Origin of the sequence: Streptomyces sp. NPDC053542 (genome assembly GCF_044544685.1) — a bacterium.
In the GTDB taxonomy this organism is placed as follows: Bacteria; Actinomycetota; Actinomycetes; order Streptomycetales; family Streptomycetaceae; genus Streptomyces.
In genome coordinates this window covers 272,945-289,370 of record NZ_JBITXL010000005.1, presented here as the reverse complement: position 1 = coordinate 289,370, position 16,426 = coordinate 272,945, and the positions used below count along the sequence as shown (strand labels likewise).

The following is a 16,426-nucleotide window of genomic DNA, read 5'->3' as shown; positions in this document are numbered from 1 at the left end:
GGCTATACCGGCCGAGTCGGCCGTACGCACAGCAGACGGTCCGAGCCTCCCCCCTCTTGGCTCGGACCGCCCTCGGTTCAATGCGCAACGAACCGCACAATCAAGGCTAGTTGACTCAGCGTCAGTGTCCAATCACGCTAGCGACACAGCCCTATCGACAAATTTATAGTTGGCCCGCGAGCAGGCATCCCTGGAGAAGGGGGTATGGATGGATCTGGCGCTGTTGCGCACCTTCGTCACTGTGCACCGGGCCGGTTCCTTCACCCGCGCCGCCGCCCTCCTCGGACTCTCCCAGCCCGCGGTGACCAGCCAGATACGGTCGCTGGAACGCCAGCTCGGCCGCCCGCTGTTCCTGCGCAGGCCGCGCGGGGTCATCGCCACCACCGTCGGCGAGGAACTCGCCCACAAGGTCGCCCCGCATCTCGACGCGCTGACCGAGATCACCGAGGCCGGCCTCGACGAGGAATCCGTCACCCGCACCCTCCATCTCGCCGGTCCCCCGGAATTCGCCGCCGAACGCGCCCTGCCGGCCCTCGCCCCGCTCATCGACCGGGGCCTCGCCGTCCGTACCTCCTTCGGTTCCGCCGAGGAGCTGCTCAACGGGCTCGCCGCCGGCCACCACGATCTCGCCGTCACCACGGTCCGGCCGCGCGGCGGCCTGCTCACCGCGACCCCGCTGTGCGACGAGGAGCACGTCCTGGTCGCCGCGCCCCGCTGGGCGGCACGGCTCGGCGGCCCGGCCGGCCTCCTGGACCGCGGCCCGCAGGTCCTCGATCCCGTACCGGTGGTCGAGGTCCACGAGAGCCTGCCCCTGGTCACCCGCTACTGGTCCGCCGTCTTCGACGCCCGGCCCACGGCCCCCGCCGCCGTGATAGCCGCCGACCTGCGCGCGGTACTGGCCTGCACGGCGGCCGGTGCCGGGCTCGCCGTCGTACCGCGCTACCTCGCCGCGCCGGCGCTGGACCGCGGCGAGGTGGTCTCGCTGCTGGACCCACCGGTGCCGCCGCTGCGCACGTACTTCCTCGTCGTCCGTACCGGCACGCTCGCCCTGCCGCACATCGCCCGCGCGCACGAATGGCTGCTGCGGGCCGCGGCGGCCTGGTGACCGAGGGGCGCTACCGCACTGGTGAGCGGCATGGAGGGGGTCGTTCCGGCGCTGACCGGGGCGTTTCCGGCGCACCCGCGGCCGGATGTCACGCGCCCCGCAAGACGCGGGTTTCACCAGCCGTCGAAAGCGGCATCTGTCCCCTATGACCGTACGGCCAGTCGTCAAACGCACCGCCCGCGCGATCCTGCTCGACGGTGACGACCTCATCCTGATCAAGCGCACCAAGCCGGGACGGAACCCGTACTGGATCACGCCGGGCGGCGGCGTGGAGCCCGAGGACGCCACGGTGATCGACGCCCTCCACCGGGAGGTGGACGAGGAGCTGGGCGCCAAGGTCAAGGACGTGGTCCCGGTCTTCGTCGACACGGTCGAGCACGTCACGGACGGCGGCGTGGACGGCGTGAAGGTGCAGCACTTCTTCGTCTGCCGGCTGGACTCCATGGACCTGACCCGGCGGCACGGCCCCGAGGTGGAGGAGCCGTGCGGGGAGTACGAGATCGTGCGGGTGCCGTTCACGCGCGTCGGGATCGCCTCCGTCGAGGTCGTACCGCTCTCCCTGCGGCACTATCTCGACGCCAACATCGAGGGCGTCCGGGCGCTGCACGCACCCGATCTGGGCTGAGGCCCTGCCTCGTGCGAACCGTCCGTTTCACGTGAAACATCCGCGTCCACGTCGTGTCACCACGACGCACACTTCCGGTTGTTTCACGTGAAACACAGCCTGTTTCACATGTTTCACGTGAAACAGGGGTCGGCGACCTGAGTCAGCCGAACCAGCCGCGGAAGTCGCCGGGGTCCGCCGGTGCCCGCTGCTGTACGAGCGCCAGCACTCGCTCCGCCTCCTCCTGGAAGGACGAGGGGTCGGGGATACGGGGACGAGTCGACGCCGGCTCCGCCGATGCTTGCGGCGTCTCTTCGCGACGCCGATAGGGGGCCCGCTCGGCCGCCTCGGCCGCCGCACCGAAGAAATCGCCGCCCTTGCGCTTCACATCGTCCGTGCCCCAGGCGCGGTCGCCGCGCTCCTGCCGGGGGACCTTCTGCAGGTGGGGTATGTGCTTGGCGCAGTGGATGTACGCCTCCTCCACCTCGACCGCCACCCACAGCTGTGCGCGCCGCCCCGGAATCGGGTCGACGGGCAGATCGGGGTGGCGTACCCGCATCTCCTCGTCCGGGACGACCCAGGCCCGCCCGTTCACGTGCAGGCCGATCCGGTCGCGCAGGAAGTCCACGAAGAGAATGCCCAGCCGCGGGTTCTCCGAGAGGTTGCCGAGCGAGGCCAGCACTCCGTTGCCGCGGTACTCGGGGTAGATCAGGGTGCGCTCGTCCAGCACGCGTACGAAGCCGGGCGGCCCGGCCCGGAAGCTCGAGTCGCACTCGCCGCTGCCGTCCGCGGTCGCCAGGAAGAACATCTCCTGACGGCCGACGAACTCCCGCATGCGCTCATTGAGATGGTCCAGGAGCTGGTCACGGTAGAAACGGTCGGCCCGGTCGGTCGTCCCCATCCGCTCCTGCACGCGGTGCTCACCGTCGCTGCCGGGCCGCTCGGCCGGCTCGTCGACGGCCCAGCTGGGCACCGGCCGCACGGCCGACCGCTCGTACGCCGACGAATCCGGACCGGACCGCTCGTGGGTCTGCCCGGTCGAGCGGGGCCGCTCGGGCGCGGGCGCGGCCGGGCTGGGCCGCTCGTAGGTGTACACATCCGGGTACTCGCTCGCGTACCGGCCCGGGTACCGGACCGCGTACTCGTCCGGATACGCGCCCGCAGGCTCGCCCGAGTAGCCCCAGCGGCTGCTGTCTTCGGTGCTCAAGTACTACTCTCCCGCCGCGACAAGCTCTTCAACGGCATCATGCCGGATGCGGTCCGACGGGACGCCGACGCCGACCAGCGCGTCCACACCGCTGCGGATCATGCCGGGCGGCCCCGACACATACGCGTCGTACTCGCCCCACGGACCGTACTCCCGCACCGCGTCCGGCAGCCGCCCGCTGATGCTCCTGTACACCCCGCCCGTCGGCCCGCTGGAGATCACCGGGCGCACGGACAGCCAGGGGTGGGCGTGCTCCAGCCGCAGCATGGTGTCGATGTCGTAGAGGTCATGATCACTACGAGCACCGTAGAACACCTCCACCGGACGCCGGCGCCCGTGCTCGGCGACATCCTCGACCAGCGCCTTGATGGGCGCGATGCCCGTACCGCCGCCCAGGCACAGCAGACCGTTGTCGGTGGTGTGGTCGACGGTCATCGAGCCGCCCGGAGCGCCGAGCCGGATGACGTCGCCCGGCCGCGCCCGGTGCACCAGCGCCCCCGAGACCCAGCCCGCCGGCACCGCCTTGACGTGGAAGGAGAGCAGGCCGTCCGAGCGCGGCGCGCAGGCGAAGGAGTAGTGCCGCCACACCCGCGGCCACCAGGGCGTCTCCACGCTGGTGTACTGCCCGGCGAGGAACGGGTACGGCTGGTCCGGCCGTACGGTGACGATCGCGACGTCGGACGTGCGCAGCTCGTGCGCGACCACCTCGGCGTCCCACCAGGCGGGCGCGGTGGCCTCGTCCTCGGCAGCGGCGTCGATCATGATCTGCGAGATCTTGGTGTACGCGCGGATCCAGGCGGCCTCGGCCTCGCCGTCCCAGCTGAGCGTGGCGTACCGGGCGAGCGCGCCGAGCAGGCACTCGCCGACGGCCGGGTAGTGCTCGGGCAGCGTGCCGTACTTGCGGTGGCCGCGGCCGAGGTGCGACAGGAACTCGGTGAGCGAGGCGTCGTCGTCGACCCGCTGGGCGGCGGTGAGCAGCGCTTTGAACAGCCGGTCGCGCTGCTCGTCCATCGAGACCGGGAAGAGCTGGCGCAGGTCGGGGTGGCGGACGAAGAGCAGCGCGTAGAAGTACGAGGTGACCTGCTCCGCCACCGGCTCGATCTCCGCCATCGTGCGCCGGATGAGCAGCCCGTCGGCGGACGCCTCGGCCGCGGCGGGCCGCTGCGTACGGACCGACACCTCCAGCGCGGACTCCGGCACGGGCCCGGCCGCGGCCGGTACCTCACGGCGGGGCGGGAGCGTGGCCGTCCGGCCGGCGGCCCGAGGAGCGGCTTGCGGCGCAGCTTGAGGCGCGGCTTGCGGAGTCGCACGGGGAGCGGTCGGCGGAGCAGCCCGGTCGGCTGCTGATTCGACCGATTCGACGGATTCGACAGGCTCAGCCGATTCGGTCGAATCAGTCAATTCGGTGGGCTTTTCCGGTGACTTGGCGGGAGAGGGAGTGAACCAACTCCATGCGCCACTGTCACCGTCGGCGCCGTTACCGGCCGACGCGGTGGTCGGAGCGTCCATGGTCTGCCTCGCCTCGAACGGTCGTGGAACGTCTTCGCATTCTTGATCGGCAACCGCTGGCCGGGCAATACCCGCGAAAGCGGGCAGCTCCGACTGGTGTCGCACCCAACGCAGTTCCCGTCTCCGCACGCCTCCGCAGCATGTCAGCCCGCGCCCTTACGTATGGGCGGACAGCCTGAAGTCCCGGTAGCGCACGGTGCGTTGCCGGTAGGCTGGCGGACTCCGGGCGTGCGCCGGGATACCCCACGGCGCACCCGCCCGATGAATCGGATTCGACCATACCGGCAGCGGTCGAATGCACAAGCCCCGTTCTGCGGCAGCTCACCGACGTCCCGGTGAAGCCCTGGTGAGTTCCGGGTGAACCGACCAGTGGCGTGGCCGGTGGCGAGAGCCCGTTGAGTGGTCGGCGGCAGCGCGAGCCGGTGGACTCATCCTCCGGTCTTCCCGCCGAGCGTCAGCGCGTACGCCTCCCGCAGGTCCCGGCCCGCGTACGCGACGGTCGCGAGCTCGCTGACGTGATGGTCCGCGTTCACCGCCACGGATGCCGGGACGGCCGCGAACAGTGCGGCGTCGGAGCGGGAATCCCCGTACGCCACGCAGTCGGCCCGGCTCAGCCCGAACGACGCGCACAGCTCGTCGGCGATCCGCACCTTGGCCCCGGCGGACAGGATGCCGGCCGGGTCCACCCGCTCCCGGAACGGCACGTCCGGCCAGCGCGAGCCGTACGCCGCGTCGGCGCCCCAGCCCAGCAGCCGGTCCACGAAGAACGACGGCGACAGGGAGATCACCGCGCAGTGCTCCCCGCGCTCGCGGATGTCGGCCCACACGTCCCGGATGCCGGCCAGCCAGGGCGCCGCCTCGAAAGCGGCCGCGACATCGGCATGGGTCAGCTCGGTCCACAGGTCGCAGGCCAGCTGCGCGAAGCGCGGCGGGGTCAGCTCGCCGGCCGCGAAGGCGCGCTCCAGCTCATTGGTCTCCCGTTCCAGCCCGAGCTGCCGCGCGATCTCCACGGCGGCGGCGGACCCGTACAGCAGCGTTCCGTCCAGGTCGAAGAGGTGCAGCTTGGCCATGGGGGCGAGAGTAGGCGGTCGCACCGGGGAGCGGGCGGGCCGGGGCGCGTCGGCCGGTATCGGCCGGTAGAGGTGGCCGGCGCCGGCCGTAGAGATGCCCGTACTCGTCCGCGCGTACGGGCGGATACTCCCGCCGTCAGACGCGCCGCCGGCCACCGGGCGCGACGGTGGTGACATGCAGCAGCTCAGCCGTTCCGCACGCCGGGCCATCCTCGTCGTCCACGTCGTCGTCTCCGTCGGCTGGCTCGGGCTCACGCTCGGCCTCCTGGCGCTCGGCATCGCGGCGTCCACCGCGGGCGGGGGCGGTGCCGACGCCGCCTCGGAACTCGCCGCGGCCGCCTATCGCTCGATGAAGATCTTCATCGACTGGCTGATCATCCCGCTCGCGCTGCTCACCCTGATCTCCGGCCTGGTCCTCTCGCTCGGCACGCCGTGGGGGCTGGCCCGGCACCGGTGGGTGGTCACCAAGTTCTGGCTCACGCTGGGCGCGGTCACCGCCACCGTCCTCGCGCTGCGTACGCAGATCGGCGCGGCGGCCGGCGCAGTGGTGGCCGGCCGCCCGGTACCCCCCGAGACCGATCTCGTCGTGGCACCGGCCGTCGCGCTCGCGCTGTACGTCTTCCTGACCGCGATCTCCGTACTCAAGCCCTGGGGGCCGACAGCGCGCGGCCGCCGCCTGCGCGAGGAGCGCGCGCGGCGGCCGGAGCGGGCCGGCCGGGCGGCTGTGCGGTGATCGCTCCAGGCCGCGGCCGGTCGAGAACGGTCGGCCGGGATGCTCGTCCGGGTGCTCGTCCACGGGCGCGTCTCTGCGGATATACGCCCGCGCACTCCGGAGCAGCGTGGCGTGCGCGACGTGCACTACCCCTGGGACACGGCTCCCGCACGGCATATGGTCGCGGCCATGAGCGATTTCAAGATCCGTCGGGCGGCCGAAGCGGACCTCCCCGCCATCGTGGCGCTGCTGGCCGACGACGCACTGGGTGCCACCCGCGAGTCCCCGGACGACCTGGCGCCGTACCGTACGGCGTACAAGCGGCTGGCCGATGACCCCAATCAGCACCTGGTCGTCGCCGAACGCGCAGGCCGCGTCGTGGGCACGCTCCAGCTCACCGTCATTCCGGGCCTCTCGCGGCGCGGTGCCACCCGGTCGATCATCGAGGGCGTGCGCATCCACTCCGAGGAGCGGGGGAGCGGCCTGGGCACCCGGCTCATGGACTGGGCGGTGGAGGAATCCCGGGCGCTCGGCGTCGAGTTGGTGCAGCTGACCTCCGACGCCACCCGCGTCGACGCCCACCGGTTCTACGAGCGGATCGGCTTCGACGCCTCCCACCTGGGCTTCAAGCGCCAGCTGTGACCTCGGCGGGGCCGTCGACGGTCCCCGTCATGGCGCCCTCAGCGGCCCCACCGGCGGGCTGCGCCTCGGGGACTGGGCTGCCCTCGGTGCGCGCCCTGGACCGGGTCCGGTGCGCCTTCTGCCGGCAGGCCCCGCCGCAGTAGCGGGCGGGCCGGCCGGTATGCGCCATACGCACAGGTCCGCCGCATTCTTCGCACGCAGTTTCGTTATTTCCTGCGCCTTCGAACGGGAGTTTCGTTACGTCCCGTCCGGCCCGCAGCCCGTCACACATCAGGGCCGTCATACGGCCCGACACCCCCTCCCCCGGCGCTTCTACCGGTCCGCCTTCCACTCCGCCGGACGCCGCCGACCGGCGGACTTCCATGGCCATGCACCCGGTCAACAGCACCCGCACATCGGCGATACCCACGTCTTTACGGACCGCGCCGGCCTCCTGAGCCCTGAGCAACAGCACTTCCAGCGCCGACCAGAATTCCTCTTCCAGCCCCGGCAGCACGGAGGACGCATCGGCCACCGTCGCTCCTTCCAGCGCGGCACACATCGCCTTGTTCTGTGCGACCAGCCGGACCACCGAGGAAATGAACCGGAAAAAGACCTCTCCCGGGTCCGGTACATCGGCCAAGTCCCGCGCCGTATCGGTGAACAGCCGCAGCCGGTCCGCGACCGTGGCCCTGAACAGGGCGTCCTTGGAAGGGAAATGGCGGTAAACGGTGCCGGCCCCCACCCCCGCGCGCCGCGCGATCTCTCCAAGCGGAACGGTCAACCCGCCTTCCTCAAAGGCGGATCGGGCTGCCTGCAACACGAGCGCCCGATTGCGTCGCGCGTCGGCGCGCAATGCGGGGGACCCAGTTTCCGGCATTCTCCCGGCCTCCTCGAAAACGGCTGCACCTCTGTCCCGGAAACCGCGCAGATAAACGGGCCGGGCGTTCCGATTCTAAGGGCCGCTAAAAGCATGATCGACAACCGCGTATCCGGCGCGCCGCCAGAAAGAGCCGTCAAAAACTGCAACAGAAACGGGTCGCCCCCTCCGTTTACGGAGGTGTGACTGGACCACCCCCGGAGAGCCGGCCGTGAGCCGGCTACGGACTCGACTCAGGCGCGCCGCCCTGCGGGACCCGCCACCCCGCGGCGCTTCCCCTGCCTCCCCCGCCCGCGTATCGGTCAACTAGCCCATAAATTAGGGCACTTAGCGGGCGCAGCGCTCCGTTTTCAGGTGAATTGCCGGCGAATGCTCGTCGCCCCTCGAGGAGCGACCATTCCGCTTCCGCGCCCGGCTCCGCCTTGCCCGCCCGCGCACATGACTGTGGGGCCGTGTTTCACGTGAAACACGGCCCCACTCAGACCATCTCCCGGCCTACAGCCCCTTCAGGCACCCGAATGGCCTACATCGACCTCCAAATGCCTCCCCCAGCAGCTCGCTCAGCCCCCGATCCCCGCATCCCATGCGGCTCCCGCCGCCTCCAGGGCGGCCTCGGCGTCCGGCTCAGCGCCCAGCGTCCGCAGTCCCTCGCCCAGCGCGGACAGCGCGGACAGGACCACTCCACGGTCCGCCGCCCGGCCGTAGTGGTTCAGCCGGATCATCTCCTTGGCCAGTGCCCCGGCCGCAGCCTGCAGCGGCACGCCACCGTTCGCGGCCAGTGCCGCGGCCACGATCTCGCGGGCGTCCACGTCCTCCGGCGCCCGGAGCGTGGTAGCGGCCGGCGCGGCGTCCTCGTCGCGGAGCACGTACGGCGTCAGGCCGCCCAGGGCCCGTACGCCCGCACGCGTTGCCGCCGCGGCCGCGCGATGGCGGGCGATGACGGCGTCCAGCCCCTCGTCGTTCACCCGGTCCGCGGCCTGCTCCAGCGCCAGCATCTCAAGCTGCGCCGGCGCGTGCGGCAGCGCTGTACGGCCGCCGTCGATCCAGCGCTCCTTCCAGTCCAGCAGCGAGAGGTAGGACCGGCGCGGCGCCTGCTCATTGGCGGCGATCCGTTCCCAGGCACGGGCGCTGACCGAAGCAGCCGAGACACCGGCCGGTCCCGCCAGCGCCTTCTGCCCGCCGATGACGCAGAGGTCCACGCCCCACTCGTCGGTACGCAGCGGCTCCGCGCCCACCGACGCCACCGCGTCCAGCATCAGCAGCGCCCCGTGTGCCCGCACCACCGCGCCGATCTCGGCGACGGGGTTGGTGTTGCCGGTCGCGGCCTCGGCATGCACGAGGCTCACGAAGTCGATGTCGGGGTTCTCCCGCAGCGCGTCCGCGACCTGCTGCGGCGAGACCGCGCCGGTGAAGGGGGCGGTGATCGTGACCACCTCGGCGCCGCAGGACCGCAGCCAGCCGCCGAAGGTCTCGCCGTACGGGCCGGTGATGATGTTCAGGGCGGTGCTGCCGGGCCGTACGGCCGAGCGGATGCACGCCTCGAGCGGCAGCAGCGCCTCGCCCTGCATCGCCACGACGTCCGCTTCGGTACCCATCAGCGCGGCGACCTTGTCCTCGATCCGCGCGAAGTGCGCCGCGGTGAGCGGCGGCAGGTCGAGCAGCACCGGGGCGTCGGAGTTCGCGGTCGAAGTCGCATCGTTCACGGCAGTCACAGTGGCCTTCCAGCGGTAGCGGGCCCCGCACGACGGCGGCTCCCGGGCACTCCTGATATCTCGCTCGACTGTACGTCCGCCCCGCCACCCGTACTCCGGCGCCCGCTGCCCTCACCGAACCCGCCCCCGCCCCTCCCGAGCTCACCCCTCCGTACGCCAGCCGCCCGCGTCGACACCGCCCGGCACCGGCGCCGACGGCTCGTACGGCGCGCGGGTGAACACGAACGTGCCCAGGTCCAGATGGCTCACCGATCCGTCCCCGGCCCGCACCGCGCGCAGCGTCTCCCCCGCGTAGTAACCGTCCAGGCCCGTCCAGCTCCCGTCCTCCGCCGGCCGGAACCGCGAGCTGCGGCCCCCGCCGGACATGGGGCTCAGCTCCAGCTCCCGCCCCGCCCGCAACCGCAGAAGGTACGGGGCGGAGCCCCAGAACCAAGGCCCGGTCAGCGCCAGCAGTTCCTCGTCCAGCGGTCCGGCCAGCGGCCGCCACGGCTCGGGAATCCGCGGCTCCCGCTCCGCCACGATCCGCACGAAGTCGGCGGCGATTCCGCTCACCGCGGGGCCCGACGTGCAATTGGCCAGCGCGATACCCGTGACGCCCGCATCCGTACCGGCATCCGTACCGACCCACAGGGAGGCCAGGAAGCCCGGCATGGAGCCGGTGTGTCCGGCCAGTACGCGGCCGTCGTCCGTCCGCAGCAGCTGCAGCCCCAGGCCGTACCCGGCACTCAAGTCGTCCACCGCCGGCACGGCGGGCGTCCGCATCTCGGCCACGCTCGCCGCACCGAGCACCCGCTCGTCGCCTCGGGCCAGGAACGCCGCCCACCGGCACAGGTCCGACACCGTCGACCAGAGCTGGCCGGCCGGCGCCATCCGCCCGGTGTCCTCGGCCGGTTCGGGCAGCAGCACGTCCGCCCAGGGGTGTACGGCCCAGCCGGCCGCGTGCGGCGCGACCGGGTCCAGGGTCGTACGCGTCATCCCCAGCGGATCCAGCACCTCACGGCGCAGCACCGCGCCCCAGTGCTCGCCCCCGCGCAGCCGCTCGACGAGCGCGCCCAGCAGCGCGTATCCGGGGTTGGAGTAGTGGTGCCGGCGGCCCGCCGGGTGGCGGCGCGGCCGCTCACCGAAAAGGTCGGCCGGCCCCGGCCGCAGCAGGCCCGGCGTCCGCTCCCACCACGGCCCGCGAGCCTCGGCCGCCAGCCCGGCACTGTGCGAGAGCAGCTGCGCGACCGTCACGTCGGGTACCGGCGTACCGTCGAGGTGCTTGCCCAGCGGATCGGCCAGCCCGAGCAGCCCCTCGTCCCGCAGCCGCAGGACGAGCACCGCCACGAACGTCTTGGTGAGCGAACCGATGCGGTACTGCATGTCGGCGTGCGGCACCGCGCCGTCCACCGCTCCGCGCAGCCCCAGCCACACCGGCTGCCCGTCCCGTACGACCGCGCCCACCATGGACGGCGCCCGCCCCTCCGTCTGCTCTGCAGCCAGCCGCCGCCACAGCTCCCGCCTGGTACCCGGCAACAGCTCCACGCCCTGACGATCCTCATCCGACGACACCGCCACGCCGCTCCAGCTCCTCACACCACTCACGCCCGCTCCGTCCCTCCTGCTCCGATATGCCGACCGCCGACGAACTCCCGTACGGCACCGGCGGATCCGCCGGCCTCAGTCTCATGGACCGTACGTCCGGCGGACAGCGCCCCTTCGAGGCGGTCGAGGGATCTCCGGACCAGAGCTCCAGGCGGGCCACGCGCGCCGCGAGCCGACGGACGTTCAGGTCGTCGGCGTGCTCGTCGAGCAGCGGCTTCAGCAGGGTGAGGGCCCCCAGCGGATCGTGCTGATCGAGCAGGGACTCCGCCCAGCGCAGACGCCGTACCTCCGCGGGCAGTTCGCGGCCGCGGTGGCCTTGGGCGAGGAAGTACATGCCGCGTACCTGGCGGGCGCGTTGATCGGTGTGATCGCCACCTGGATCACGGACGACACGCCTGCGCCGGCCGGCGACACGGTACTGGCGTTCTGGCGGCTGTTCCGTTCCTGACCTCGTGGGCGTCGCCACTGCCGCGCCAGGGACGTCGATTCCCCGACGCGCGTCCCGTCAGGTCTGGGCCATGTCCACGAAGCGGGAGTAGTGGCCCTGGAAGGCGACGGTGATGGTGGCGGTGGGGCCGTTTCGGTGCTTGCCGACGATGATGTCCGCCTCGCCCGCTCGCGGGGACTCCTTCTCGTAGGCGTCCTCGCGGTGCAAGAGGATGACCATGTCGGCGTCCTGCTCGATCGACCCCGACTCACGGAGGTCGGAGACCTGCGGCTTCTTGTCCGTACGCTGCTCAGGACCACGGTTCAGCTGGGAGAGCGCGATGACCGGGAGCTCCAGCTCCTTGGCGAGCAGCTTGAGGTTACGGGACATGTCCGAGACCTCCTGCTGACGGCTCTCGACACGCTTGGAGCCGCCGGACTGCATCAGCTGCAGATAGTCGATGACCACCAGCTTCAGGTCCTGCCGCTGCTTGAGGCGGCGGCACTTGGCCCGGATCTCCATCATCGAGAGGTTCGGCGAGTCGTCGATGTAGAGGGGCGCGGCCGAGACGTCGGGCATCCGGCGGGCGAGCCGGGTCCAGTCCTCGTCCGTCATCGCGCCGGAGCGCATGTGGTGCAGCGCCACCCGTGCCTCGGCGGACAGCAGGCGCATCGCGATCTCGTTGCGGCCCATTTCGAGCGAGAAGATGACGCTCGGCATGTTGTGCTTGATCGAACATGCCCGGGCGAAGTCCAGCGCGAGCGTGGACTTACCCATCGCCGGGCGGGCCGCGACGACGATCATCTGGCCGGGGTGCAGGCCGTTCGTCAGCGAGTCGAGGTCGGAGAAGCCGGTGGGGACGCCGGTCATCTGGCCCTGGCGGGAGCCGATCGCCTCGATCTCGTCGAGCGCGCCCTCCATGATGTCGCCGAGCGGGAGATAGTCCTCGCTGGTGCGCTGCTCGGTGACGGCGTAGATCTCCGCCTGCGCGCTGTTGACGATCTCGTCGACGTCGCCGTCGGCGGCGTACCCCATCTGCGTGATCTTGGTGCCGGCCTCGACGAGGCGTCTCAGCACCGCCCGCTCGTGGACGATCTCCGCGTAGTACTCGGCGTTCGCGGCCGTCGGCACGGACTGCACGAGGGTGTGCAGATACGACGCGCCACCCACCCGGCCGATCTCGCCGCGCTTGGTCAGCTCGGCGGCGACGGTGATCGGGTCGGCCGGCTCGCCCTTGGCGTACAGGTCGAGGATGGCCTGGTAGACCAGCTCGTGCGCCGGGCGGTAGAAGTCGTGGCCCTTGAGGACCTCCACCACATCGGCGATGGCGTCCTTGGAGAGCAGCATGCCGCCGAGCACGGACTGCTCGGCGTCCAGGTCCTGCGGCGGGACCCGCTCGAAGCCGCCGGACCACGCACCATCGCCGTCCTCGCGGTCGAACCGGTCCTCGCGGCCGCGTCCCTTGCCGTCGTTCCGGCGGGAGCGGGCGGGCAGCCGGTCGCCGGGGCCGGAGTCGGCCCACGGGTCATCCATGGGCTGCATGGGCTCAGGCACGCTCACCACGCCACCTCCTCCCGTCCGCGACGCGGACCTTGCTGTGCCCTTCTTTCTTACGGCACGGCTCTGACAATCGAGACACCCGACTCCGCTTACGGCGCGACGAGTTCGGATGAATCCAGGGACCGGCACGGGGAGGGGGCGCCGCACAACGGTAGGCCGCCGGGCACCGTCCGCCAATCTGGTTATCCACAGGCCGTGTGGATGATTGCCCCCAACCTGTGGAGAACTCCCCGGTTCCTGTGCACGGCGCGGGGGAAATCGGTGTGGACAAACACACAATCACCCCCGAACGACGCCGCTGACCTGCGGTTTCTTCGTCCATAGCCTGTGGGGGAGAAAAACTTCGGCAACCTGTTCAAGATCGCGCCATTCGCCACGCGGAAGAGCGCCTCGAGGGCCGAAGAGTAAGGGCCACAACCCAGTTGTGTCTCTTACCTGTGGAAGATTAGATTGGGTGCATGACACAGGCTCCCGCGAAGCCCCGGCGCACCGGCCGCAGGCACGACCGCGAGATCATCGCACTCGCTCTCCCCGCGTTCGGCGCGCTCGTCGCGGAACCCCTCTTCGTCATGGTCGACAGCGCCGTCATCGGCCACCTCGGCACCCCTCAGCTGGCCGGGCTCGGCGTCGCCGCCGCCCTCCTCACGACCGCCGTCTCGGTCTTCGTCTTCCTGGCCTACGCCACCACAGCGGCCGTCGCCCGCCGGGTCGGCGCCGGCGACCTCTCCGCCGCCATCCGTCAGGGCATGGACGGCATCTGGCTCGCCCTCCTCCTGGGCGCCGCCGTGATCGCCGTCGTACTGCCCACCGCCCCCGGGCTGATCGACGTCTTCGGGGCGTCCCCCACCGCCGCTCCCTACGCCACCACCTACCTGCGCATCAGCTCCCTCGGCATCCCCGCGATGCTCGTCGTGCTCGCCGCCACCGGTGTGCTCCGCGGTCTGCAGGACACCAGAACACCGCTGTACGTCGCGATCGGCGGCTTCACTCTCAACGCCGCCCTGAACGCCGGCCTGGTCTACGGCGCCGGACTGGGCATCGCCGGCTCCGCCTGGGGCACCGTCCTCGCCCAGTGCGGCATGGCGGCCGTCTACCTCACCGTCGTCGTACGCGGCGCCAAGCGGCACGGCGCCTCGCTGCGCCCCGACGCCGCCGGTATCCGCGCCTCCGCACAGGCCGGCGTGCCGCTCCTGGTGCGTACCCTCTCGCTGCGCGCCGTCCTGATGATCGCGACGGCGGTGGCCGCGCGGCTCGGTGACGCCGATGTGGCCGCCCACCAGATCATCCTGACCCTGTGGTCGCTGCTGGCCTTCGCGCTGGACGCGATCGCCATCGCCGGCCAGGCCATCATCGGGCGCTACCTGGGCGCGGCGGACGTGGAGGGCGCGAAGGCCGCCTGCCGGCGCATGGTCGAGTGGGGGATCGCCTCCGGAGTGGTGCTCGGCATCCTGGTCGCACTGGCCCGGCCGCTGTTCATCCCGCTGTTCACCGCCGACCCGGCCGTGAAGGACGTACTGCTGCCGGCCCTGCTGGTGGTCGCGGTGAGCCAGCCCGTCTCCGGCATCGTCTTCGTCCTCGACGGCGTGCTGATGGGCGCGGGGGACGGGCCGTACCTGGCCGGGGCGATGCTCGTCACGCTGGCGGTCTTCGCGCCCGTGGCGCTGGCGGTACCGGCGCTGGGCGGCGGGCTGACCGCGCTGTGGTGGTCGATGGCGCTGATGATGGCCGTTCGCATGGTGACCCTGTGGGTCCGCACCCGCTCCGGCCGCTGGATCGTGACCGGCGCGGCCCGCTGAGGGCGAGCACGGGCGGTACCCGCCGCCCGTGCGCCGCGCCCGCGGGCTGCGCGACCGGCTCCGAACGACCGAAGGGGCCGCATCCTCGAAAGGATGCGGCCCCTTCAGCGTGACTCGGCCACTGCGCCACGGTCAGCGGCTGCTGCCCGCGGCCCCGTGATCAGGCCGTGCGATCGGGCTGCACTCAGGCAGCGACGACCTCGACGCCGAGGTTGGCGACAACCTCGGGGTGCAGACGCACGGAGACCTGGTGCGCGCCCAGGGTCTTGATCGGCGAACCGACCTCCACGCGGCGCTTGTCCACGTCCGGGCCACCGGCGGCCTTGATCGCCGAGGCGATGTCGGCCTGGGTGACGGAGCCGAACAGGCGGCCGGCGTCGCCGGCGCGGACGGCCAGCTGCACCTTGACGCCCTCGAGCTGACCCTTGACCTCGTTGGCCTGCTCGACCGACGCGATCTCGCGGATCTTGCGACCGCGGCGGATCTGCTCTACGTCCTTCTCGCCGCCCTTGGTCCAGCGGATCGCGAAACCGCGCGGGACCAGGTAGTTACGGGCGTAACCGTCCCGGACGTCAACGACGTCGCCGGCGGTGCCGAGGCCAGAGACCTCGTGGGTGAGGATGATCTTCATGTTTCGGTCACCCTTCCCTTATCGCGCGGTGGAGGTGTAGGGCAGCAGCGCCATCTCACGGCTGTTCTTCACGGCCGTGGCGACGTCACGCTGGTGCTGGGTGCAGTTGCCGGTGACCCGGCGGGCACGGATCTTGCCGCGGTCGGAAATGAACTTCCGCAGCAGGTTCGTGTCCTTGTAGTCGACGTAGGAGATCTTCTCCTTGCAGAACACGCAAACCTTCTTCTTCGGCTTGCGAGCAGGCGGCTTCGCCATTGTCTCTCTCCAGTGAGTTTCAAGAAGTTTGTGCTGGCGCCCTCAGGCCGCCGGGCCACGTTTCACGTGAAACCACGTTTCACGTGAAACAGCCCCGCGTGTACGTGCCAGACGTACGTGCCTAGAAGGGCGGCTCGTCCGAGTAGCCGCCGCCGGAGCCACCGCCCCAGCCGCCACCGCCGCCACCCTGCTGGCCACCGCCCGCAGGAGCACCGGTCGCCCAGGGGTCGTCGGCGGGAGCCCCGCCGCCCTGCTGACCGCCGCCGGGGCCGCCGCCCCAGCCGCCGCCACCACCCTGGCCGCCGCCCTGCGGGCCGCCGCCGAAGCCGCCGCCCTGAGCACCCCGGCCGCTGGTCTTGGTGACCTTGGCCGTGGCATTGCGCAGGCTCGCGCCGACCTCGTCGACGTCGAGCTCGTAGACCGTGCGCTTCACGCCCTCGCGGTCCTCGTACGACCGCTGCTTGAGGCGGCCCTGCACGATCACGCGGGTGCCCCGCGTGAGGGACTCGGCGACGTTCTCCGCCGCCTGACGCCACACCGAGCAGGTCAGGAACAGGCTCTCGCCGTCCTTCCACTCATTGGTCTGACGGTCGAAGGTGCGGGGAGTGGACGCGACGCGGAACTTCGCGACCGCCGCACCGGACGGGGTGAAGCGCAGCTCGGGGTCATCGACAAGATTGCCGACGACCGTGATGACGGTCTCGCCTGCCATTAGGGGAACCTCTCGGCGGGTGTGCTGCTGGCTGCTGTGTT

Annotated in this window: 16 protein-coding genes; 6 read left to right on the top strand and 10 right to left on the bottom strand. The window is 71.4% G+C overall.

Translation table 11 applies throughout. The features are described from left to right. The first annotated feature begins 208 nt into the window (after window positions 1-208). Both ACIGXO_RS16230 and ACIGXO_RS16225 read left to right on the top strand, forming a co-directional pair. Window positions 209-1,105: a LysR family transcriptional regulator gene (locus tag ACIGXO_RS16230; RefSeq protein ID WP_399786277.1), complete on the top strand. Its 897-nt coding sequence runs from the start codon at window positions 209-211 to the stop codon at window positions 1,103-1,105. 145 nt (window positions 1,106-1,250) lie between these two features. Continuing rightward, window positions 1,251-1,730, top strand: a complete 480-nt coding sequence (locus ACIGXO_RS16225) for an NUDIX domain-containing protein (protein ID WP_030259556.1) — start codon at window positions 1,251-1,253, stop codon at window positions 1,728-1,730. A gap of 142 nt (window positions 1,731-1,872) precedes the next feature. On the opposite strand, the gene ACIGXO_RS16220 is transcribed toward ACIGXO_RS16225, so the two are convergent. The 3 genes from ACIGXO_RS16220 to ACIGXO_RS16210 all read right to left on the bottom strand — a co-directional run bounded on the left by ACIGXO_RS16220 (window position 1,873) and on the right by ACIGXO_RS16210 (window position 5,495). After that, complete coding sequence (locus tag ACIGXO_RS16220; protein WP_399787100.1) at window positions 1,873-2,610, bottom strand: pyridoxamine 5'-phosphate oxidase family protein; 738 nt, start codon at window positions 2,608-2,610, stop codon at window positions 1,873-1,875. Between the two features lie 309 nt (window positions 2,611-2,919). Next, window positions 2,920-4,425, bottom strand: a complete 1,506-nt coding sequence (locus ACIGXO_RS16215; RefSeq protein WP_399786274.1) for a globin domain-containing protein — start codon at window positions 4,423-4,425, stop codon at window positions 2,920-2,922. Between the two features lie 428 nt (window positions 4,426-4,853). Next, window positions 4,854-5,495, bottom strand: coding sequence for an HAD family hydrolase (locus ACIGXO_RS16210; RefSeq protein WP_399786271.1), 642 nt, complete (start codon window positions 5,493-5,495; stop codon window positions 4,854-4,856). Window positions 5,496-5,670: 175 nt separating this feature from the next. Between ACIGXO_RS16210 and ACIGXO_RS16205 the strand changes: the two genes are divergently transcribed. After that, window positions 5,671-6,228 (top strand): DUF2269 domain-containing protein, encoded by a 558-nt coding sequence (locus ACIGXO_RS16205; RefSeq protein ID WP_399786268.1) that lies wholly within the window; start codon window positions 5,671-5,673, stop codon window positions 6,226-6,228. Between the two features lie 168 nt (window positions 6,229-6,396). Continuing rightward, the gene (locus ACIGXO_RS16200; protein WP_399786264.1) at window positions 6,397-6,849 is read left to right on the top strand and encodes a GNAT family N-acetyltransferase; all 453 of its coding nucleotides are present in this window, start codon (window positions 6,397-6,399) and stop codon (window positions 6,847-6,849) included. Here the strand turns inward: ACIGXO_RS16200 and ACIGXO_RS16195 are convergent. The 3 genes from ACIGXO_RS16195 to ACIGXO_RS16185 form a co-directional block, all read right to left on the bottom strand. After that, window positions 6,833-7,708: a TetR/AcrR family transcriptional regulator gene (locus ACIGXO_RS16195; protein WP_399786262.1), complete on the bottom strand. Its 876-nt coding sequence runs from the start codon at window positions 7,706-7,708 to the stop codon at window positions 6,833-6,835. The two genes, ACIGXO_RS16200 and ACIGXO_RS16195, sit on opposite strands and share 17 nt — an antisense overlap. Before the next feature lie 560 nt (window positions 7,709-8,268). Continuing rightward, a complete protein-coding gene (locus ACIGXO_RS16190; RefSeq protein WP_399786259.1) occupies window positions 8,269-9,420 on the bottom strand; it encodes a pyridoxal-phosphate-dependent aminotransferase family protein in 1,152 nt (383 codons plus the stop codon). A 141-nt stretch (window positions 9,421-9,561) separates the two neighbouring features. Then, window positions 9,562-10,935 carry a serine hydrolase domain-containing protein gene (locus ACIGXO_RS16185; RefSeq protein WP_399787098.1) on the bottom strand — a complete coding sequence of 458 codons (1,374 nt, stop codon included), beginning with the start codon at window positions 10,933-10,935 and terminating at the stop codon, window positions 9,562-9,564. Window positions 10,936-11,200: 265 nt separating this feature from the next. Here ACIGXO_RS16185 and ACIGXO_RS16180 point away from each other — a divergent pair, with 265 nt between their 5' ends. Next, a complete protein-coding gene (locus ACIGXO_RS16180; RefSeq protein WP_399786256.1) occupies window positions 11,201-11,452 on the top strand; it encodes a hypothetical protein in 252 nt (83 codons plus the stop codon). A gap of 57 nt (window positions 11,453-11,509) precedes the next feature. Here the strand turns inward: ACIGXO_RS16180 and dnaB are convergent, their stop codons facing one another. Then, window positions 11,510-12,964, bottom strand: a complete 1,455-nt coding sequence (dnaB, locus tag ACIGXO_RS16175) for a replicative DNA helicase (RefSeq protein ID WP_399787095.1) — start codon at window positions 12,962-12,964, stop codon at window positions 11,510-11,512. Window positions 12,965-13,449: 485 nt separating this feature from the next. Between dnaB and ACIGXO_RS16170 the strand changes: the two genes are divergently transcribed. Further along, window positions 13,450-14,787 carry an MATE family efflux transporter gene (locus ACIGXO_RS16170; protein ID WP_399786253.1) on the top strand — a complete coding sequence of 446 codons (1,338 nt, stop codon included), beginning with the start codon at window positions 13,450-13,452 and terminating at the stop codon, window positions 14,785-14,787. A gap of 184 nt (window positions 14,788-14,971) precedes the next feature. Here ACIGXO_RS16170 and rplI read toward each other — a convergent pair whose 3' ends face one another. From rplI to ACIGXO_RS16155, 3 genes are all read right to left on the bottom strand, one after another. Then, complete coding sequence (rplI, locus tag ACIGXO_RS16165; protein WP_223734983.1) at window positions 14,972-15,418, bottom strand: 50S ribosomal protein L9; 447 nt, start codon at window positions 15,416-15,418, stop codon at window positions 14,972-14,974. 18 nt (window positions 15,419-15,436) lie between these two features. Beyond that, window positions 15,437-15,673: a 30S ribosomal protein S18 gene (gene rpsR / locus ACIGXO_RS16160; RefSeq protein WP_003978893.1), complete on the bottom strand. Its 237-nt coding sequence runs from the start codon at window positions 15,671-15,673 to the stop codon at window positions 15,437-15,439. A gap of 121 nt (window positions 15,674-15,794) precedes the next feature. Beyond that, a complete protein-coding gene (locus ACIGXO_RS16155; protein WP_030615309.1) occupies window positions 15,795-16,385 on the bottom strand; it encodes a single-stranded DNA-binding protein in 591 nt (196 codons plus the stop codon). Window positions 16,386-16,426 lie beyond the last annotated feature (41 nt).